Here is an 18,515-nt window from a genome sequence, read left to right as displayed (position 1 = left end):
GCGTGTAAAAAAAAGGGATCTTTGTGTGTCGAAAGAAGCAGGAATTTTGTCTCATTTCGCGAATTTTTTACATATATGGATTGCTGCCTGCTTTGCGGCAGCACCTCGTTCCAGGCTGTGTCTGTCCGGATTACCCCCGACAATCGCATTTTCTGCCCAAACACCGCAACTTTTTTCTTCCGCATCGGTACAATAAGTATACCGGATGCGGATGTACTCCTGATGGCCAAGGAGGTCCGCCCGCTTGTGACCGATTCCCAGTTAATACGCGAAATAAAAGACGGTAACGTACAGCTTTATTCGGAACTGATGCGGCGCTACCAACGCAAGATCCTTGCCTTTATCTATCATATGCTTAAGGGCGCGAAACTCGAGCTCCTGGCGGAAGATTTATGCTCGGAGACGTTTTATAAGGCGTACCGCAGTTTGCACTCGTTCCGGGAAGTCGACGCTTCCTTTTCCACATGGTTGTACACCATTGCCCGAAATACGGTACTCAGCGAGCTTCGCAAGCAGAAGGGAAACAGCGTTTCGCTCGACGAAATCGGCGAGGTCGGCCTGCTGCCGGTCGCTTCTTCGGACTCCGCTCCGGAATTTCGCCTGCTCCAGAGGGAACGCATGACGATGGTGCGCGAGGCGATCAACAGTTTGCCCGAGAAACAGCGTTCTGCGCTTATTTTGCGCGAATACGATCACCTGGATTACCAGGAAATCGCAAACATTCTCGGTCAAACGGTCAGCTCCGTCAAATCGCTTCTGTTCCGTGCCCGCAACAGCGTGAAACTGCAGCTTGAGCCGTACTTCGGTGATTCGCCGATGCTGGAGGAATTCGAGGGGATGAAAATGCGATGAAATGCCTTGAGGTTCAGGAAACGCTCGGCGTTTATTGGGACTTAAACGAGGACGATGCCGAACGCATGGCGGTTGACGAGCATTTGCGAACTTGTCCAAGCTGCAGGGAAGAGTTTGAGATCTGGGAGGAAAGCGAGCGCCTCATTCGCGGTTTTTCGGCCGAGGAGCCGGAGACCGAGCAGCCGGTCGACCGCGTGAACCGGAGCGTTATGGACCGGATTTATGCGGAACAATCGTGGTTCATGCCGGTGACGAGCCGCAGCTATCATTTTTCCCGCTCGTTCCGGCGCAACGTAACCGCGATTATTGCCTGTTGTCTCGCGATATTCGTCTGCGGACTGTTTTATTTGTTGTCGGGACCGGGCGATTCGACCTCGACCGCTCAGGTGCAAAAGCTGACCGGCGTACTGGAGACGGCAAATGCGGCCAGCGACAATTCGGTCATCAGCGCCGATTTTTATGCGGACGTGCCGGTCGCCAGCATCAGCGATCCGATCATTCTCAACGTCGTGCCGACCGTTCCGCAGTACTGGGTCGCGCTATCTCTCATTGGCATCATTATGACGCTGCTGATCATGAACTGGTTTTCGCGAACGCGCAATTAGCGGACATTCCGTTCCGGCAAGCGGTTTGCTTCTGGAGCTCTTCTAGATTTGGCATAGGAAGGAGACCGTTCTTTTGAAAATCGGACTGATCAGACACGGCAAAACGGACTGGAACGCGCTCGGCAAAATCCAAGGCCAGACGGATACGCCGCTGAATGCCGAAGGCATCGCGCAGGCGAAAGCGCTGGCGGAACGACTATCCCGTGATTCGCTCAAATGGGACGCGGTCGTCTCTAGCGATTTGAAGCGGGCTTACGAAACGGCCCGGATTATCGCAGCCAAGCTTGATATCCCGCTTTGGCCGGCCGATAGCCGGATTCGCGAGCGTTATTTCGGCGAGGTCGAAGGAACGACCGAGGAAGAGCGCCTTGCCCGCTGGGGCGCCGATTGGCGGCAGAGCTCGAGCGGCCAGGAACGGGACGATGAGGTGCGAAGCCGCGCGATGGCGTTTATCGAAGAAATGGCCGGCTTGCATCCGGGTGCCAATTTGCTTGTCGTCAGCCACGGCAGCCTGCTGGCGCAGCTGCTGAAAGCGATGTGCGCCCAATTGGAGGATAAGCCGATCGGCAACATGTCCTTCTCCGTTCTCGAGCGGGAAGAAGGCGGCTGGAAGCCGCTTCTCCACAACTGCACCGAGCATTTGCAGCCGTCTCTTTAAGCTTTCCGGCATAGCGGCCGTCCGAAACGCAGACCCTCTGCGCATCGGGCGGTTTTTTTGATGGAATCGCAAGTTTCGAATCCGATAAGTTGTTCCTGATCAATCTGAAAGAAATCTGAAAGAAGAAGCCGGCTTCGCCTTCGTCAAAGAACGGTGAAGACCGGTTCTTTTTGTTTATTTTCACTCTTCGGTTATAAATTTCTCCAATGTTCCCATAATGGTAGTAAACCGAAGGCACCAGGACCGAGAACGGACAGATTGGAGGGCGGACGATGAATTTGGCGGACATGCTGAGTTATGCGGATATCGGTCAGCTCAGCCGGATCGCGACGACTTACCGGTGCGAATGCAACGGCAATTCGAAAAACGAGCTGATTCAGTCGATACTGGCCGCCATTATGAGAAAAGACGTATTCGAAGCGCAGATCAGCGCGATGAGGCTAGAGGATTTGCGTTTTATGAACTCGCTGCTGTTTGACCCGAGAGACGCATTCAGCCTGGAGGAATTGATTGCGCGGATCCAGATGAGCAAGTTCGGCCAATCCGCTCCGGAGAAGAGCGAAGCCGCGGTGCTGATCGCTTCTCCGCAGCAGCAGGCGCAGCCGGAATCGAAAGGAAGCGGGAAGCGAAAAAAGAAGCCGCCGGCCGAACCGGCACCGGAGCCCGGGCCGAGGGAAACCATCTCCCGCTTTAAGCACTACGGCTGGCTGTTTAACGGCTATTCCGGACCGGACCGTTATTTGTTCCAGATGCCGGCCGATTTGAAGGTCCGGTTCAAGGATGCGCTGGAGCGGCGGTTCGCATCGCAGATCGTACCCGCTGCGGACGAGCCGGCCGCCTACCGGGACGAACAGCAGCTGATGGGCGATGACGTGCAGAAGCTCCTCACGTATATTCATCATCACGATATCCCGCTCACCTCGGAAGGATCGATGTACAAGCGCAGCATTTTGCAGATTCTGGATGGGCTCGGCGTCAAAGAACAGCTTCCGACGCGGGGCGAATGGCGCTTCGGATACGGAAGGCGCATGAAGGATTATCCGAACCGTCTCTCGCTGCTTTACGATTATTGTTACTTCGAAGGGTGGCTCTCGGAAAACGACGGCAGACTGACGCTGACGGCCGCCGGGCAGGAGAGGCAGGCGCAGCTCGCACCGGAGGCGCCAGACAAGCTGTACCGCTTCTGGCTCCGCTTATACAAAACGGCGATCCCGAATGTCCGGGCGATTGCCGGCTGGGTCGATAAGCTGGCCAAAGCTTGGATTACCGCCGAATCCTTGAAGCAGGCGCTGACGCCGTTCATCAAGCCGTATTATTACGACCCTCCGGAAACGATTCTGGAGCAGCGGATCGTCGGCATGATGCTGCATTTGGGCATGCTTCGTCTCGGCGAACACGGCGAAAGCGGGCTCGTTGTCCGGATGACGCCGCTCGGCCGATCGATCGTGGCGGGACTGAATATCGAAGACGATGCGATCGTCCTGGAATAACCGCCTCCGGGCAAGGGCATATTCGTGCCCCGAAGGGCGAACGTCTTATTCGGGGCCGCAGCCGGGGAATATGATGGAGTAAGCCGGCTGCCGTTGACGGGACAATTTTCACCCTATACGCTTCGCTGAAACCGCCTGCCGGACAATCGTCAAATGAAACGACCGATTAGACTGCGACTGCACGCGTAAGCGGACGATGAATGCTGCAACGGTGAAAGGAAACGAATATAGGATTCTCTTATTTGCTGGAGGTGTATCCTATGGACAAAATGAAGGTTACGTATGAGGCGATGCTCGCACTCGCCGCTGAAATGGTACTGGACGAGGCTGTCCTGAAATTCCGCACGGACCGGTTGTATCAAGCGATTGATCATGCCCTTGCTTCTGGCGATAAGGATACGTTTCAACGATTGACCGACGAACTGAGAATGCTGCACGCTTAGTGGAAGCTGCGGCACGCATCTGAAACGGCCGGCAGGCGCACGGATTTCGATCCGCCGCATCTGCCGGCCGTTTACTTTGTTTGCCGGCGGCAGAGGTTTCGGCGGCGGCCCCTTTATGATAGGATTAGATTTGCCGTACAAGTTATACATATAATTAGAAGAAAAAATCGAGAACGGGTGTGTTGCGATGAAATTCAGCGAATTCAGCGGGGAACAATGGGCCGAGCTGCAGCCTTATCTGGACACGGCGCTGCTGCCTGTTACGGGTCTGACGGGAACGGAGATGCCTCACGAGGCGGCGGAAGCGCTCGGGCGGCTGCGGGATGTGCTCGCCTTGATTGAGGAGCCTTTTACGGGCAGGGTCGTCACTTATCCGGCGATTCAATACGGCCAGTGGAACGCCGACACGCAGCGGACCGTTTCGGCAGTCTGCGCCAATTTGCGGGCGGCCGGCTTTCGGTACGTCATCGTCGCCGCGGCATTTCCGGTCCAGGATGAGCCGCCCGCGCTCGCCGATCTGCTGTTCGGGATGGACGAACAAGGCCATTTGCCGGATCCTGGGACCGTGAGTGCGGCTGTAAGGGAGCTGTGGCTCGGACGGGCATGACGCCGAAAGGCGAGTACTGTATATTCGCACCTTCAAATGGGAAAAACAAATGCCAGACAAGGTCAAATGTGACAAAATAATAACAAATTAAATTTCCCATTTTGTTCGGCGCTTCAAATTGCCTGCCAAATTCTTGACGCTCTATATCACCTAGGCTATTATAAGTAATGTCCTAGTTCATCGTACGTTTTGCCCTGGCTGGCAGAACGCAAGATAGGCTTTAGCAAAGGGGGTAGAACAGAAGATGAGTAACCACGAGCATTCCGAAACCGCGCATAAACCGGCCAATCGCAGCGGCATGTCGCGCCGGCAGTTTTTGTCGTATACGCTCGGCGGCGCAGGCGCGTTCATGGCGGCTGGCGTCACGCTTCCGATGATCCGTTTTGCAGTCGACCCGATTTTGCAGAAGAAGACGACCAGCTCGTTTATTAAAGTCGTCGAGGCCAACAAAATCACGACGGAACCGCAGGAATTCAAATTTAAAATCCATCAGGTGGACGGCTGGTATGTCAGCGACCCCGAGTTGACCGCATGGATTTGTAAAGATGATCAAGGCAAAATTTTCGCGCTCTCGCCAATCTGCAAGCACCTTGGCTGCACCATTGGCTGGAACACCGAGAAGAACGAAGAATATGTTTGTCCATGTCACGGCGCGCATTATACGAAACTGGGCAAAAACCTGGTCGTTGCACCGAAACCGCTCGACGAGTACGAAGTGAAAATCGACAAGGACTGGATTTATCTCGGACCGATTGTGCCGAATACACGGTTTAAATAAAGGAGGGCGTATCTCAGATGTTGAAAAGTATGTACAACTGGATGGACGAACGTCTTGACATTACGCCGATGTGGAGGGACGTTGCGGACCACGAGGTGCCGGAGCACGTCAACCCTGCGCATCACTTCTCCGCATTCGTGTATTGCTTCGGCGGTCTGACGTTTTTTATTACCGTAATTCAAATCCTGTCGGGCATGTTCCTGACGATGTATTTCGTGCCGGATATTATCAACGCTTACAAAAGCGTCGACTACCTCCAGCATAAAGTCGCTTTCGGCGGCATCGTGCGGGGGATGCACCACTGGGGCGCGAGTCTCGTCATCGTGATGATGTTCCTGCATACGCTCCGCGTTTTCTTCACGGGCTCCTACAAGGCGCCGCGCGAGATGAACTGGGTCGTCGGCATGCTCATTTTTTTCATCATGCTCGGACTCGGATTCACGGGCTACCTGCTGCCTTGGGATAACAAAGCGTATTTTGCGACAAAGGTCGGCATGCAAATCGCCGCTTCGATTCCATGGATCGGCAACTATTTGAAAGAATTGATGGCGGGCGGGGATATCGTTGGAGCCGAAACGCTAACGCGTTTCTTCGCGATTCACGTTTTCTTCCTGCCGGGTGCGCTGCTTGCGCTTCTTGCGGCACACTTCTTCATGATCCGGAAACAAGGCATTTCCGGACCACTATAAGCCGAAGGGAGGCAACTTGCGAATGGCACACGGCCACAAATCGAACGAAAAAGTCGTCTTCGTCGGCGACTCTCGCGTGCGCAAACGCGAGTCTACGGGACCAAGCGCACCGCCGGATTACTCGGCCTACCCGGGAAGATCCGAAGCGTTCATTCCGAACTTTTTGCTGAAGGAATGGATGGTCGGCGTTGTCGTGCTCGTCGGATTTCTCGTTTTGACCATCGCGGAGCCGGCCCCGCTCGGCTACCCGGCGGACCCGACGAATGCGGCGTTTATTCCGATGCCGGACTGGTACTTCCTGTTCCTGTATCAATTTCTGAAATATCCGTACGTATCCGGCGGCTATGTTGTTCTCGGAACGGTCGGCGTGCCCGGCATCGCATTCGGCGCGCTGCTGCTTGCTCCGTTTCTCGACACGGGCAAGGAGCGCCGGTTTTACAAGCGTCCGATCACGTCTGCGCTTATGTTCTTGGCTCTGTTCTCACTGTTCTATCTGACGAAAGTTTCGTGGGATCACTATCAATACGAGCTGAAGCTCACGAACACTGTTCCGGAAGATCAGCTCCGCGAGGAAAAAGCGCGCGAAGCGGCGGAGAAAGGCCAAGGCGCCGGCGGGGGCGGACAGGAAGACGCGACGATTCCGCTCGTAGCTCCTAACGATCCGGCGATGAAAATCGTTCAGAAGGCGCAGTGTATCGCCTGTCACGGCGCGGATCTGACCGGCAACCCGACGACCGGCGCACCTTCGCTTCACGGCATCGGCGACGTCCTGACGAAGGATCAGATCGTCGATACGATTACGAATGGTAAAGCTGGCGGAATGCCGCCATTCAAATCGACGCTGAGCGCCGATGAGATCAATCAGCTGGCAACTTGGCTGTCGAAGCAGAAGAAAGCTTAATACACAGCGTAGATTGGAAACCTGATCGCGAACGACGCGGTCAGGTTTTTTTCGAAACAAGATTCGTTTTTCCCTGCAGATTGGCCTTGAATTTGGATTGAAAGCAACCACCCTTGCCAGGAGATGACGGCGTGCGCCGCTTCTGCCTGGACTCGGGGAAAGGAGCACGGCTTTGAGATTGCTGTCGTGGTTTTGGAGCAAATCGTTTTTACTGGACCGTTCGTTTTTATGGCTGCTGTTTCTCGTCAATGCGGCCGGAACGGTATACGGTTACATCTGGTATGGCAACCAAATTGTCGATACGATCGACCATCATCCGCTTTGGCAGGTCATTTTTGTTCCGGACAGCCCGACCGCCAGTTTGTTTTTTACGCTTTCCCTTCTGTTTTTTTTGTTTCCCCGGCGCAAGACGTCCAGGCCTTCGGCAGGCATGCTCTGGCTTCGGTCCGTTCTCGAAGCGCTCGGCGCAGTTTCTTCCATTAAATACGGCATTTGGGCGGTGACCATGATTGCGGCCGGCGGCGCACAGGGCGACCCGCTGCATTGGGAGCACTACATGCTCGTCGTTTCGCATCTCGGTATGGCGGTGGAAGCGCTGTTGTTTATTCGCTTCCAAACCTTCGGACGGGTCGCCGCGATGGCCGCCGCCTGCTGGCTGCTCCTTAACGATATGGTCGATTATACCTATAACGTTTATCCGTGGCTTCCGGATGTGCTGGAGAACGATTTGCCGGCGATTCGCAGCTTTACGATCGGCCTGACGTTCTTCAGTCTGCTCGCGACCTGGCTGTGTATGAGGTTTCGCAAGGAATAAATGCGGACATCCCCCCATAAAGTGATACAAGCAGCGCATTATCGCGCATCACGTGAAGGAGGGGGAGAACGTGAGGTCGAAACGGATTTTCGTTACCGGGCTGTGCGCCTTACTGCTTATGCTGGCGGCTGCGGGCTGCAGCGAGCGGATTACCCGGCAGGCGGCCGGCGAGGACTCCGCGGCGGACGGATCGGCAGCGGAGGCGGACAGGCTGTACAAGCTGACGGAGCAGTTTTATACCGCCGTCAGCGACGAGAACCGCCAGCTTGCTTATGTATTAGCAGGGCGGATCAAGCAGGCTGCCGCACAGAACGGCGTGCGCGAGCTCGGCTACGGCGGCGGCTGGAAGGCGTTTGACGACACGGTCCAGGCAGCGGAGAAAACGCTTGCGAAAGAGCAGGCTGTAAGCGATTGGAACTTGCAGGGAGCGCAGCTGAAGCTTGCGGCCGATACGCTGGTCCGGCCGAATGCACCGGTATGGCTGCAGTACAAAGATGTATTGGATGACGATCTGAGCAGGCTGGATCAGGTTTGGCGGTCGTCCTCCGCGCAGCGTGTCCAAGGGTCGCTTGCGGCGCTGAACGTCCTGGCCGATCATGCCGAGCGGTTCGAAGTGGCGGCGATGCTGCAGCGTCCGGCAGAGCTTGAACAGGCGCTGCAAAAACAAATCGCGTATACGAAAGAGATGCTGCAGAGCGCCTCCGCGGGTGGTCCGGCTGTGAAATCGATGGACAGGACGTTTGCGCAGCTGAAAGCATCGTACGACCGGCTGTTCGAGCCATCCCCTGCCGAAGCCGCTGAATCGAAGCTTGCTTCGATTGCGCCGATGGACCGGCTGGGAGCGTCACACGAGTACCTGACGACGATGTTCATTGCGGCTTTCGTGATGGGCATTCTCGGTCTTGCGGGCTGGCAGCGTTTTGTTTACGAGAAACGCAAGGGGACGATCGTTCCTCCCCGCGGCGGAAGGAAATAAAGCCGATAAGCATCGTTTATTCCTCTTTAAAGCCTTCGCCGAGTACATCGTGCACATCGCTGATCACAATAAAAGCATGCGGGTCGATACTGCGCACAATCGTTTTCAGCCGCCGGATTTCATGGCGGGCGACGACGCAGTAGACGACCTGCATTTTTTTGCCGGAAAATGCCCCTTTCGCGGAAAACAGCGTCACGCCGCGATCCATTTCCTTCGTTACAAGCGCAGCCAGCCGCTCCGGATAGGGGGTGAAAATCGAAAACGCCTTGGCGGCATAGGCGCCCTCCTGTATAAAATCGATCACCCTTGACGCGATAAAGACGGCGACCAGCGTATAAAGCACCTGCTCCTTCGGAATGTACAGCAGAGCCGAGCCGATGATGACGGCATCCATCGTGAGGATGATTTGTCCCATGCTCCAGCCCTTTTTCTTGGAAGCGATGCGGGCGATAATATCGGCCCCGCCGGTCGTGCCGCCGTAGCGGAACACGAGTCCGAGGCCGGCGCCGATTGTCACACCGGCGTAGAGCGCCGCCAGAATGAAATCGCTGTGCGTGCGGAACGGGACAAGCCAGCCCGCTTCGATCATTCGCTCCAGCAGCGCAAGAAAAAGCGAAAGCGATACGGTGCCGAAAATCGTGTAGCCGATTTGTTCGCGGCCGAGTATTTTCCAGCCAAGGATAAACAGCGGAATATTAAGCGCCAGGGTCGAAACGGACAGCGGCCATCCGAGCGCATAGTTCAGCAGGATGGCGATCCCCGTCACGCCGCCTTCGGTCAGCTTGTTGGGCAAAATAAAGTAATGAAGCCCGAAGGCGTATACGGCCGTGCCGAGCATGATCAGAGGGAGCGTTCGCAGCAGACGGACAACTGACGGTTTCATCGCAGGATCGCCTCCTTTTTATACCGCCTGAAAAGGTTGAACATCCATTTCTAGGTTCCCATTTTCGGCGCGATCTTAAGCATTGTTTTCGAATACGCTTTAGGTTAACATATGGAGTGAACCTTTTGGGAAGAAAGGAAACGAACGATGGCTGAGAAATCGCTTGCGGACATGCAGCGCGAGGTCGACCGGTACATCTCGCAGTTTAAAGAAGGCTATTTCGGTCCCCTGTCGATGCTTGCGCGAATGAGTGAAGAAGTTGGCGAGCTTGCGCGCGAAGTGAACCACCGGTTCGGCGAGAAGCCGAAAAAACCGGACGAAGCGGACAATTCCATCGAGATGGAGCTGGCGGATATTTTATTTATTGTCATTTGCTTCGCCAATTCCCTCGGAATCGATTTGACGGAAGCGCACGATCGCGTGATGCATAAATTCAATACGCGGGACGCAGACCGGTGGACGCGAAAAAACGTCGAACCGTAAGTCCCCCTCTCTCATATGCTGTACAATCAGCATGTGTACAAGGAGGATGGGCGGATGGACGGAGAAAGCGTCGTGAAGAAGGCTTACGAGGCCATCCTCAGCGGCGATTTCGAGCTGGCGATCGTCCGGTTCGAGGAAGCGATCGCGCTGGAACCGGAAAATGCGGCCTTTTGCTATAAATGCTCGATTACGTGCGCGCGCAGCGGGAAATGGCCCAAGGCGCTCCATTATGCCGAAGAGGCGGTCAGGCTGGAGCCCGAGCAGGAGGAGTATCGGTTCCATCTGCAGACGGTCCGCGCGAAACAATTGATTCACGAGGCCGAAACGCTGCTGGCGCAGAGCATGGACGAGGCTGCAGCCGCGATCGTCAAGCTTCGGGAGGCGTCGAGGCTCGACCCGCTGAGTGTGGAGGCGCTGCTGCTGCTGGGAGCCGCTTATTCGGCGCAGGGGCGGCTGGATGAAGCGTCACAGTGCGCCCGCGAGGCGGTGCGGCTGGAGCCTGGGCATACGGCGGCGCGGAAGCTGCTGTCGGACATCAGACGCCGCAAAAGGCTGTGGGGGTACGGCCAGACCAGAAAACGGAAAAGGAACAGGTGAACGCAGTTATGACGGACAAAATTCGGGTTGCCGTAACGGGAGCGGGCGGCCGTATGGGCCGCGAGGTCGTAAAAATGGTGCTGCAGGATGAACAGCTGTCGCTTGCGGCGGCGGTGAGCCCGTCGGCGGGCCCGGTCGATGCCGGGGTACTCGCCGGCGCCGCACCTTGCGGCGTGGCCGTATCGCCGGATTTGGAGTCGGCGCTTGCTGGCGCGGAGGCGGATGTGCTCGTCGACTTTACAGTGCCGCAAGCCGTTTACGGCAATACGAGAATGGCGATCATGAACGGCGTCAGACCCGTTGTCGGTACGACCGGGTTTACGCCGGATCAGATCGCAGAGCTGGACAAGCTGTGCCGGGAACGGGAGATCGGCGGGCTGATTGCGCCGAACTTTTCCATCGGCGCAATTTTGATGATGAAATTCGCCGCACAGGCGTCCAAATATTTGCCCCACGTCGAAATTATCGAATATCACGGCGATCAGAAGCTGGACGCGCCGTCCGGCACCTCGATCAAGACGGCGGAGCTGATTTCCGAGGTCCGGCAGGAGCTGCGCCAGGGCAACCCTCGGGAAGAAGAGACGATTGAAGGCGCGCGCGGCGGTTATTACAACGGTTTCCGCATACATAGCGTCAGGCTTCCGGGCGTGTTCGCCCAGCAGGAGGTCATTTTCGGCGGGCATGGTCAAACGCTGAAAATCCGCCACGATTCCTACGACCGGGCCGGTTATATGCCCGGGGTAAACGCGGCGGTCAAGAAGGTCATGACCTATGTGGGCCTGATTTACGGGTTCGAGCATGTGATGGACTAACATTCGCGGCCTGCCGTTCGTGGAGAGGAGACGAGCACGATGAACATTGCCTTTATTGCACATGACCGAAAAAAAGAAGAGATGGTCAATTTCGTTACCGCCTATGAGCATGTTTTCAAAGATCATACCTTGTATTCGACCGGCACCACCGGCGCGAGAATTATGGAAAAAACGGAGCTCAGCATCCACCGCTTCATGTCCGGACCGCTGGGCGGGGACCAGCAGATCGGGGCGCTGGTCGCCCAGAACGAAATGGATCTGATCATCTTTCTGCGCGACCCGCTCATGGCGCAGCCGCACGAGCCGGACATCATCGCGCTGCTGAGGCTGTGCGATGTTCAGGGAATCCCGGTTGCGACCAACATCGCGACGGGCGAGCTGCTGGTCAAAGCGCTGCAGCGGGGCGATTTCGCCTGGCGGGAGCTGGTGCACAAATATAAGCCGGGTGATCCGGCATGACGTATCATTTTGATATCGCCGCTTTCGGCGCGCATCCGGATGACGTCGAAATCGGTATGGGCGGCACAATCGCGAAGCAGGCGCTGGCGGGCGGCAAGGTTGCCGTTTGCGATTTGACCGCTGCGGAAATGTCGTCGAACGGCACCGTGGAAACGAGGCGGCGGGAAGCTGCCGAAGCTTCCGCGGTGCTTGGTTTATCCGAACGCTCCTGCCTGGGGCTGCCGGACAGAGGGCTGACGGGATCGGCGGAACAGATCGCTGCGGTCGTCCGCGAAATCCGCCGCTTGCGCCCCCGAATCGTGTTCGCTCCCTATTGGCACGACCGCCATCCGGATCATGTAGCGTGCAGCCGACTCGTCGAAGAAGCGGTCTTCAACGCCAAGCTTCGCAATTATATGCCCGAGCTGCCGCCCGTTCAGGTTCAGCAGTGCTATTATTATTTTATTAATGATACGGGCGATGTGTCGCTCGTTGTCGATGTCGGCGGAATATACGAGAAGAAGATTCGGTCGCTGCAAGCGTACCGGTCGCAGTTCGCCCCTCCGGCCGAAGGCGAGGACCGCGTCGGCACGCCGCTGACCGACCGTTATATCCAGCGCGTCGAGGCGCGCGATCTGCTGCTCGGCCAAGCGCAAGGGGTTGCGTATGCCGAGGGCTTTGCCATCAAACGCCCGCATCCGGTCGCGTTATTTTAAGCGCCGCGAATGCCCTTTTTGCCCGAATACCGGCTTAGGGCCAACCGGTATGATTTATTCGTCAAATTTCTTGATCCGTCGTCATAATATTATTCGGTAACGCTCGTTAAAGCGGGAGGTGCGCTGCAGTATGGCAAAACGTTTAAAAATCGGGATCACATGCTATCCGACACTCGGCGGATCCGGCGTCGTCGCGACCGAGCTGGGGAAGCTTCTGGCGGAAAAAGGACACGAGATTCACTTTATTACGCACAGCATTCCGTTTCGGCTCGGCCAATTTCATAAAAACATTTATTATCACGAGGTGGAAGTGAACGATTATTACGTGTTCCGCTATCCTCCGTACGATTTGTCGCTGGCCAGCAAAATGGCCCAAGTCGCCAAAATGCAGCAGCTGGACCTGCTGCACGTTCATTATGCGGTTCCGCACGCGGTGTGCGCCTTTATCGCCAAACGGATGGCGGGCGAGGGGCTTCGCACGGTAACGACGCTCCACGGCACCGACATCACGGTGCTGGCGCAGGACGAATCGCTGAAGGATCTGATCCGGCTTGCGATCAACGAGAGCGACGCCGTGACGGCGGTTTCGAACGATTTGATCCAGGAAACGCGGGATCTGCTCGATATCGACAGGCGGATCGAGCTGACGTATAACTTTGTCGACAAGCGGATCTATTATCCGCGCGACTGTGCGTCGCTGCGAAGCGATTTTGCCCGCGAAGACGAGAAAATTTTGATGCACATTTCCAATTTCCGGCCGGTGAAGCGGGTCGGCGACGTAGTCGAAATTTTCGCCAAGGTGGCCGAAGTAGTCCCGAGCCGGCTCGTGCTGGTCGGCGAGGGTCCGGATTTGCCGAAAATCCAGTGCAAAATCCGCAATCTTGGCATCGAGGATAAGGTTCATTTTCTCGGCAAACAGGACGACGTGGCGCAGGTGATCTCGATTGCCGACCTGATGCTGCTGCCTTCGGAGAAAGAAAGCTTCGGACTGGTGGCGCTCGAAGCGATGGCGTGCGGCGTTCCGACGATCGGTTCGTTCGCCGGCGGCATTCCCGAGCTGGTGACGCACGGAGAGACCGGCTATTTGTCGCCGATCGGGGATACGGAAGATATGGCGCACAACGCGATTCGCCTGCTGTCGGACCGGGCGCTGTACCGGCAGTTCCAGGAGGCGTGCCTGCACCGCGCCACGACCCAGTTTTGCAACGATTTGATAACGGAAGAATACGAGCGGATTTATTATAACGTGCTCGGCATCGAAACGAACGTTCCCGAGCCCGTATGCAAGAGCTGACGGGGAGAACGGGCCCATGACGATGAACGAATCGCTGGCGCGGGCGCTTCCCGTGCTGGAGGCGCTGGAGCGAAGCGGATTCGAAGCCGTTTTTGTCGGCGGCTGCGTCCGGGATGCGGCGCTCGGCCGGCCGCTGAAGGATGTCGATATCGCATCCTCGGCGACGCCGGAGCAGGTCATGGCGATTTTTGCCCGGACCGTTCCGACCGGCATCCGCCACGGGACGGTGACCGTGCTGCATGCAGGCCGGCAATACGAAGTGACGACGTACCGGAAGGAATCGGCTTACGAGCGGTACCGGCGGCCTGCGGAGGTCGAGTTCGTCACCGAGCTTGAAGCCGATCTGCAGCGCAGAGATTTTACGATCAACGCCATGGCGATGCGGCCGGACGGCACGGTTGTCGATCCGTTCGGCGGCATGCGCGACCTCGGCCGCCGCCTGCTGCGCTGCGTCGGCGACGCCGATGCGCGATTTCAGGAGGATGCGCTGCGCATGATTCGCGCCGTCCGCTTTGCCGCCGAGCTGGGATTCCGAATCGCACCGGCTACATGGCGGGCGCTCATGCGGCACGGCGAGCTGCTGCGCCATGTCGCGATGGAACGGGTTGGCGCCGAAGCGGATAAAATGATCGCGGGCGCGAGCCTGGCGCGCGCAGCCGCTTGGCTGGCCGCCGGGGGGCTGCTGGCGAAGACGAAGGAGCGGCTGCCGGACCGGCTGACGGAAGCGGCGGAACAGTTCCGTCTGAATCGGCGTGATCCGGAGGCGCGCAGCTTGACGGCCGCGGCCTTGAGCAGCATTGCCGCGGCGAGCCGGCTGGCGGGTCCAGACGATCGCTGGGCGGCCGTAACGGACGCACTCGCGTTAAAGCCGGAAGAGGCGCTCGAGCTGTTCGGCCGGCTCCGGTTCGCCGCGGGGCGCGCAGACCGGCTGGCGGCGTGTGCGCGCGTACATGCCGCGATGGCGAATATGCCGGAGGATGCCGGCGGCAATTCGGCGCGGTGCAAGCTGCGCGAGCTGTGGCTGGACACGGTGCTGCGGGAAGGCAAGGAAGCCGCGGAGCAGTGGCTGCGCGTTCATTTTGCTGCCGCGGAGACGGGGCCTCTGCAAGAAGCGGACCGTCAGCAGCTGCGGCTTCGGGACAAGCTGCGGGCTTGGCTGCTGGCAATGCCCGCGGCGTCCGTAAAGGAGCTGGCCGTTCGCGGTTCCGATCTTCTGGAGCGGCTGAACGCGCCGTCCGGCCCGTGGCTCGGCGAGCTGCTGAACAGGCTGCTCCGGGCAGCCGCTTTCGGCGAGACCGCGAACGAGCGCGAAGCGCTGCTGGAACTGGCCGAGCGGCTCGCAGCCGCTAAGAACGACAGGAAGGAGCTGCCATGAACAATCGGATTATCGAACTGCTGGAACGGATGCCCGGTGCGTTTGTATCGGGCGAAACGATCAGCAAAGAGCTGCAAATCAGCCGGACGGCCGTCTGGAAGCAGATCCGCAAGCTTGAAACGCTCGGCTACACATTCGAGGCATCGCGCAGGCTGGGCTACCGTCTGGTCGCCAAACCGTCCAAGCTGTCGCTGGAGGAGCTGACACAGCGGCTCGGCGCATCGCCGCTTGCGAAGCGGATCACGCTGCTCGATACCGTCGATTCGACGCAGAACGTCGCGCAGCGGCTGGCGGAGGACGGCGCACCCGAGGGCACGCTTGTCCTTGCGGAGCAGCAGACCAGCGGCCGCGGGAGAATGGGCCGGCACTGGGTGTCGCCCTCGGGCAAAGGCATCTGGATGAGCCTCGTGCTGCGGCCGGATCTTCCGCTCCAGCTGGCGCCGCAGCTGACGCTTCTGGCGGCCGTCGCGCTGTGCCGCGCGCTGAAATCGGTCGCACCGGTCGACATCGGCATCAAATGGCCCAACGATCTGCTGATCGGCGGCAAAAAAATAAGCGGCATTTTGCTCGAATCGACGGCGGACGAGGAACGGATCAAATATGTAGTCGCCGGCATCGGTATCAGCCTGAATTTGGAGCCGGACGATTATCCGGACGAGCTGAAGGAGATCGCCACCTCGCTTCGTATTGAAGCCGGCCGGACGATCGATCGCACGGAGACGATCGCCGCCTTCATCGGGCAGTTCTCGGCGCTTTACGATCTGTACCGCAAGGAAGGCTTCGCTCCGATTCGCACGCTGTGGGAGGCGCTGTCGGTTACGCTGAACAAGCCCGTTCGGCTGAATCTGCCCTCCGGCGCGGTCGAAGGAACGCCGATCGGGCTGGATGAGCGCGGCGCGCTGCTCGTCCGCCGGGCGGACGGTTCGGAAATGCCGGTATTCTCGGCTGAAACGATCGCGCAGCAGGGCTAGCCGTTCATAGACGGTTTGCAACTTATTTGGTATACTCGACATAAGCCGGAGAAACGACTTCAAGCGGGCGGCATTGCGCATGCAAGCCGTACCGGCTGAGAAGCCGCTTCACCGTTTGGACTTATTGCCACATCTTCGAAGGATGCAGTGCGTACTCTGCTCTGAGCCGCTTAGGACCGAGACAGAAGGAAGCTCGCTGGCAGCTTGACGTTCCTTTTTCGTTTGGGACCTTTTTAGCGGCGGCTAAAAGGTTTTTTTGTGTTTCGGCTGCAGGGAGTTTCTCTCTGCAGGAGCGGGAGAAACGGCGCGTCCGTTCTTCCAGCCGCATTCGAAAGGGGACGATTCCCATGAAACATCCGCTGACCATTACGAAGCTGAAAACAATGAAGCAAAGCGGAGAGCCGATCTCGATGCTTACCGCTTACGATTACCCGTCCGCCAAATTGGCCGAGGAAGCCGGCATCGACGTCATTCTCGTCGGCGATTCGCTGGGCAATGTGGTGCTTGGGTACGACACGACGATTCCCGTTACGCTCGATGATATGGTCTATCATACGAAAGCTGTCGCGCGCGGCGCGGCACACACGTTTATCGTCGCGGACATGCCGTTCGCAACGTACCGGATCGGCAAGGAAGCGACGCTGCGCAACGCGGCGAGACTGATGCAGGAGGGCGGAGCGCAGGCCGTCAAGATGGAAGGGGGAGCGGATATCGCGGAAGAGGTATCGGCTCTTGTGAGAGCGGGCATTCCGGTGCTCGGCCACATCGGGCTGACGCCGCAATCCGTGCATCAGCTCGGCGGATACCGCGTGCAGGGCAAGCAGGAGCGCGAAGCGCAGAGCCTGATCGAAGACGCGCAGGCGCTCGAAGCGGCCGGCGCTTTCGGCATCGTGCTCGAGCTTGTCACCGAGCCGCTCGCGGAAGCGGTCACGTCGAAGCTCTCGATACCGACGATCGGCATCGGAGCCGGCCGCGGCTGCGACGGCCAGGTGCTCGTTTTCCACGATTTGCTGCAGTACGCTTCGCCTTACCGCGAGAAACGATTTGTCAAAACGTACGCCGATCTCGGGACGACGATTCGCGGTGCTATCGGCGCATATGTCGGCGATGTGAAGTCCCGCGCCTTTCCGGAACAGAAGCATGCCTTCCCGATGGAGCAGGAGCTCGTTCAGCGGCTTTACGGCGGGGGCGGGGAACGGGACGGAGGTCCGGACTCGGCCTCAAGCGTTGTCAAAGGAGGCGATCGTTCATGATCGTCTGCGAAACGATAAATGAGCTCCGCTCGATCATCCGGAAGCGCCGCCGCACGGCGCCGGAGGGAATAATCGGCTTTGTGCCGACGATGGGATATTTGCACGAAGGGCATGCTAGTCTTATGCGCAGAGCAAAGGACGAATGCGGCTATGCGGCGGCGTCGGTATTCGTCAACCCGCTGCAATTCGGGCCGAACGAGGATTTCGACCGTTACCCGCGGAATCGTGAGCACGATATCGCGCTTGCGGAAGCAAGCGGCGTCGATTTGCTGTTCATGCCTTCCCTGGCGGAGATGTATCCGGAAAAGCCTTTGACGAAGGTGCTGATCGGCCAAGTGTCGGAGCGGCTGTGCGGCGCATCGCGTCCCGGCCATTTCGACGGCGTCGGCCTTGTGGTCGGCAAACTGTTTAATCTGGTGCAGCCGGATAAGGCTTATTTCGGGATGAAGGATGCGCAGCAGGTTGCCGTTATTCGCCGGATGGTCGACGATATGAATTTCCCGGTCGAGATCGTACCCTGCGAAACGGTCCGCGAGCCGGACGGTCTGGCCAAAAGCTCGCGCAACGTCTATTTGAATCCGGAGGAGCGGAGGCAGGCCGTCATCCTGTATGAGACGCTGGAAGCGGCGGGGCGCTGGATGCGCGAGCCGGGCGTGACCGCCTCCGACCTGACGTCCCGGATCCGGGCGAAAATCGCGGAGGCGCCGCTGGCGGACATCGACTATGCCGAGCTGCTGAAATACCCGGATCTTACGCCGCCGGAGCCCGGAGCGGATATATCCCGTCACCCGAAGGAGCTGATCGTCGCGCTCGCCGTGAAATTCGGCCGGACGCGGCTGATCGATAACCGCGTATTTGGAAGCGCAGGGAGGTGAGCGGC

The 18,515-nt window shown here is 58.1% G+C and carries 22 protein-coding genes; 21 read left to right on the top strand and 1 reads right to left on the bottom strand.

From position 1 onward, the window contains the following. Positions 1 to 246 precede the first annotated feature (246 nt). The 11 genes from PD282_RS15900 to PD282_RS15850 all read left to right on the top strand — a co-directional run bounded on the left by PD282_RS15900 (position 247) and on the right by PD282_RS15850 (position 8,813). Positions 247 to 852, top strand: a complete 606-nt coding sequence (locus PD282_RS15900; RefSeq protein WP_274655263.1) for an RNA polymerase sigma factor — start codon at positions 247 to 249, stop codon at positions 850 to 852. Next, positions 849 to 1,457, top strand: a complete 609-nt coding sequence (locus PD282_RS15895; RefSeq protein WP_274651632.1) for a zf-HC2 domain-containing protein — start codon at positions 849 to 851, stop codon at positions 1,455 to 1,457. Before PD282_RS15900 ends, PD282_RS15895 begins: the two co-directional genes overlap by 4 nt. Positions 1,458 to 1,530: 73 nt before the next feature. Next, entirely contained in the window at positions 1,531 to 2,115 is a 585-nt protein-coding gene (locus PD282_RS15890; protein ID WP_274651631.1) for a histidine phosphatase family protein, read from the top strand. Between the two features lie 272 nt (positions 2,116 to 2,387). Next, positions 2,388 to 3,605 (top strand): hypothetical protein, encoded by a 1,218-nt coding sequence (locus PD282_RS15885; protein ID WP_274651630.1) that lies wholly within the window; start codon positions 2,388 to 2,390, stop codon positions 3,603 to 3,605. A gap of 260 nt (positions 3,606 to 3,865) precedes the next feature. Further along, positions 3,866 to 4,048: an IDEAL domain-containing protein gene (locus tag PD282_RS15880; RefSeq protein ID WP_274651629.1), complete on the top strand. Its 183-nt coding sequence runs from the start codon at positions 3,866 to 3,868 to the stop codon at positions 4,046 to 4,048. A 187-nt stretch (positions 4,049 to 4,235) separates the two neighbouring features. Then, entirely contained in the window at positions 4,236 to 4,655 is a 420-nt protein-coding gene (locus PD282_RS15875) for a DUF2487 family protein (protein ID WP_274651628.1), read from the top strand. 244 nt (positions 4,656 to 4,899) lie between these two features. Continuing rightward, positions 4,900 to 5,433, top strand: a complete 534-nt coding sequence (locus PD282_RS15870; RefSeq protein ID WP_274651627.1) for a Rieske (2Fe-2S) protein — start codon at positions 4,900 to 4,902, stop codon at positions 5,431 to 5,433. 17 nt (positions 5,434 to 5,450) lie between these two features. Continuing rightward, positions 5,451 to 6,122 carry a menaquinol-cytochrome c reductase cytochrome b subunit gene (gene qcrB, locus PD282_RS15865; RefSeq protein WP_274651626.1) on the top strand — a complete coding sequence of 224 codons (672 nt, stop codon included), beginning with the start codon at positions 5,451 to 5,453 and terminating at the stop codon, positions 6,120 to 6,122. Between the two features lie 22 nt (positions 6,123 to 6,144). Continuing rightward, a complete protein-coding gene (locus PD282_RS15860) occupies positions 6,145 to 7,023 on the top strand; it encodes a menaquinol-cytochrome c reductase cytochrome b/c subunit (RefSeq protein ID WP_274651625.1) in 879 nt (292 codons plus the stop codon). Positions 7,024 to 7,195: 172 nt separating this feature from the next. Beyond that, positions 7,196 to 7,837, top strand: coding sequence for a DUF1405 domain-containing protein (locus PD282_RS15855; protein WP_274651624.1), 642 nt, complete (start codon positions 7,196 to 7,198; stop codon positions 7,835 to 7,837). A gap of 70 nt (positions 7,838 to 7,907) precedes the next feature. Then, positions 7,908 to 8,813 carry a sporulation protein YpjB gene (locus PD282_RS15850; protein WP_274651623.1) on the top strand — a complete coding sequence of 302 codons (906 nt, stop codon included), beginning with the start codon at positions 7,908 to 7,910 and terminating at the stop codon, positions 8,811 to 8,813. Between the two features lie 16 nt (positions 8,814 to 8,829). On the opposite strand, the gene PD282_RS15845 is transcribed toward PD282_RS15850, so the two are convergent. Continuing rightward, the gene (locus PD282_RS15845; protein ID WP_274651622.1) at positions 8,830 to 9,696 is read right to left on the bottom strand and encodes a YitT family protein; all 867 of its coding nucleotides are present in this window, start codon (positions 9,694 to 9,696) and stop codon (positions 8,830 to 8,832) included. A 147-nt stretch (positions 9,697 to 9,843) separates the two neighbouring features. Here PD282_RS15845 and PD282_RS15840 point away from each other — a divergent pair, with 147 nt between their 5' ends. The 10 genes from PD282_RS15840 (at position 9,844) to panC (ending at position 18,510) form a co-directional block, all read left to right on the top strand. After that, positions 9,844 to 10,179 (top strand): nucleotide pyrophosphohydrolase, encoded by a 336-nt coding sequence (locus tag PD282_RS15840; protein ID WP_274651621.1) that lies wholly within the window; start codon positions 9,844 to 9,846, stop codon positions 10,177 to 10,179. Between the two features lie 54 nt (positions 10,180 to 10,233). Next, positions 10,234 to 10,776, top strand: a complete 543-nt coding sequence (locus tag PD282_RS15835) for a tetratricopeptide repeat protein (RefSeq protein ID WP_274651620.1) — start codon at positions 10,234 to 10,236, stop codon at positions 10,774 to 10,776. Positions 10,777 to 10,784: 8 nt separating this feature from the next. After that, positions 10,785 to 11,588, top strand: a complete 804-nt coding sequence (gene dapB / locus PD282_RS15830; protein WP_274651619.1) for a 4-hydroxy-tetrahydrodipicolinate reductase — start codon at positions 10,785 to 10,787, stop codon at positions 11,586 to 11,588. A 39-nt stretch (positions 11,589 to 11,627) separates the two neighbouring features. Next, complete coding sequence (mgsA, locus tag PD282_RS15825) at positions 11,628 to 12,047, top strand: methylglyoxal synthase (protein ID WP_274651618.1); 420 nt, start codon at positions 11,628 to 11,630, stop codon at positions 12,045 to 12,047. Beyond that, positions 12,044 to 12,742 carry a bacillithiol biosynthesis deacetylase BshB1 gene (gene bshB1 / locus PD282_RS15820; protein ID WP_274651617.1) on the top strand — a complete coding sequence of 233 codons (699 nt, stop codon included), beginning with the start codon at positions 12,044 to 12,046 and terminating at the stop codon, positions 12,740 to 12,742. The genes mgsA and bshB1 overlap by 4 nt, the downstream gene beginning before the upstream one ends. Before the next feature lie 130 nt (positions 12,743 to 12,872). After that, positions 12,873 to 14,036 (top strand): N-acetyl-alpha-D-glucosaminyl L-malate synthase BshA, encoded by a 1,164-nt coding sequence (gene bshA, locus PD282_RS15815; RefSeq protein ID WP_274651616.1) that lies wholly within the window; start codon positions 12,873 to 12,875, stop codon positions 14,034 to 14,036. 16 nt (positions 14,037 to 14,052) lie between these two features. Next, a complete protein-coding gene (locus PD282_RS15810; RefSeq protein WP_274651615.1) occupies positions 14,053 to 15,411 on the top strand; it encodes a CCA tRNA nucleotidyltransferase in 1,359 nt (452 codons plus the stop codon). Further along, the gene (locus PD282_RS15805) at positions 15,408 to 16,382 is read left to right on the top strand and encodes a biotin--[acetyl-CoA-carboxylase] ligase (protein ID WP_274651614.1); all 975 of its coding nucleotides are present in this window, start codon (positions 15,408 to 15,410) and stop codon (positions 16,380 to 16,382) included. The genes PD282_RS15810 and PD282_RS15805 overlap by 4 nt, the downstream gene beginning before the upstream one ends. A 341-nt stretch (positions 16,383 to 16,723) precedes the next feature. Continuing rightward, positions 16,724 to 17,635 (top strand): 3-methyl-2-oxobutanoate hydroxymethyltransferase, encoded by a 912-nt coding sequence (panB, locus tag PD282_RS15800; protein ID WP_420832360.1) that lies wholly within the window; start codon positions 16,724 to 16,726, stop codon positions 17,633 to 17,635. Beyond that, positions 17,632 to 18,510, top strand: a complete 879-nt coding sequence (panC, locus tag PD282_RS15795; RefSeq protein WP_274651612.1) for a pantoate--beta-alanine ligase — start codon at positions 17,632 to 17,634, stop codon at positions 18,508 to 18,510. Before panB ends, panC begins: the two co-directional genes overlap by 4 nt. The last annotated feature ends 5 nt before the right edge of the window (positions 18,511 to 18,515 follow it).

The organism is Paenibacillus humicola (genome assembly GCF_028826105.1).
GTDB classification, from domain to species: Bacteria; Bacillota; Bacilli; order Paenibacillales; family Paenibacillaceae; genus Paenibacillus_Z; species Paenibacillus_Z humicola.
Note: the sequence above shows the minus strand (reverse complement) of the source record. Positions and strands in the feature narration are given on the sequence as shown.